2 protein-coding genes are annotated in these 1,442 nt (G+C 66.1%); both read right to left on the minus strand.

Annotated features, from left to right (window positions below):
* Window positions 1–228 (minus strand): DUF983 domain-containing protein (locus EOA60_RS32715; RefSeq protein WP_128312604.1); only part of this gene is annotated, 228 nt, incomplete at its 3' end.
* The coding region (locus tag EOA60_RS32720; RefSeq protein WP_128312605.1) for an RNB domain-containing ribonuclease at window positions 228–1,442 on the minus strand (1,215 nt) is incomplete at its 5' end. The genes EOA60_RS32720 and EOA60_RS32715, both read right to left, overlap by 1 nt.

A 1,442-nucleotide genomic window follows, 5' to 3' on the forward strand; every position in this document is an offset into this window, starting at 1 on the left:
GACGATCACCAGATAGGCGGGAAGGTCGTCGGCGCGATGGTGATGAAGCTCCTCGCCGCAGACGCCGCATTTGTCGACGGGCTTTGTGAAGGCGCCGAACAGCTTGCCTTCGCCGCAATGCGGGCACCGGCCAAGCATGCCGCGCTTGATTGCCGTCCACAGCGGACGCGCGACGCGGCCCGAATGGTGCTCGCCGCCGAAAACCTGTTCTTCCATGCCCTTCGACATCATCTTCTCCTGCCGCGGGGACCCGTGCGCGACTGCGACGCGCGGGCGCGGCCCTTGGTCTTGTGGAACGACCGTCGCGAGCCTGGCAGCGGCTTCGGGTCGCTCAGCATTTCGAAACGCATCGCGCCCGCCATCGGCGCAACCTCGAGCAGCCGCACCTCGACGCGGTCGGCTAGCTGGTAGCCCTTGCCGGTGCGCTCTCCGAACAGCGATCGAGCGGTTTCATCGTAGATATAGTAATCGCCGTCCAAACTTGACACCGGGATGAAACCATCGGCGCCATACTGCGGCAATTGGACAAAGAGTCCCGCCTTGGCGACGCCGGAGATGCGAGCGTCGAAGGTGTCGTTGATGCGCTCGGCGAGATAGGCCGCGATCAGCCGGTCGACCGTGTCGCGTTCGGCCGCCATGGCGCGGCGTTCGGTGGCCGAGATCAGCGCGCCGACCTCTTCCAGGCGATCCGCTTCCTGCTGCGTCAGGCCGCCGGGACCGAGGCCGAGCGCGGCAATCAGTCCGCGATGCACGATGAGATCCGCATAGCGCCGGATCGGCGAGGTGAAATGTGCGTAGCGTCTCAGGTTGAGACCGAAATGGCCGATGTTCTTCGGCGAGTATTCGGCCTGGCTCTGCGAGCGCAGCACCACTTCATTGACCAGCGCCTCGTTGTCGGCGCCGCGCACCCGCTCCAGAATGCCGTTGAACTGCCCGGGCCGCATCTGCGCGCCGCGCGCCAGCGACAGGCCAAGCGTGTGCAGGAACTCGCGCAGCGATTCCTGTTTCGCCAGCGACGGCGCGTCGTGGATGCGGTAGACGAGCGGCTCTTTCTTGCCTTCAAGCGTCTCCGCGGCCGCGACATTGGCCTGGATCATGAACTCCTCGATCAGCTTGTGGGCGTCGAGGCGCTCCGGCACGACGACCTGGTCGACGGTGCCGTCGGGCTTGAGCAGGATCTTGCGTTCCGGCAGCTCCAGTTCGAGCGGCTGGCGGCTGTCGCGGCCGCGCTTGAGCACGGCATAGGCGTCCCAGAGGGGCTTCAGAACGCCTTCGAGGATCGGCCCCGTCTTGTCGTCGGGCACGCCATCGATCCCCGCCTGCGCCTGCGGATAGGCGAGCTTGGCCGCCGATTTCATCATAATGCGGTGGAACGAGTGCCTGAGCTTGCGGCCTTCCGCCGAAAAGGTCATGCGCACGGCGATCGCCGGGCGGTCCTCCGC

The organism is Mesorhizobium sp. M1A.F.Ca.IN.020.06.1.1 (assembly GCF_004023265.1).
In the GTDB taxonomy this organism is placed as follows: Bacteria; Pseudomonadota; Alphaproteobacteria; order Rhizobiales; family Rhizobiaceae; genus Mesorhizobium.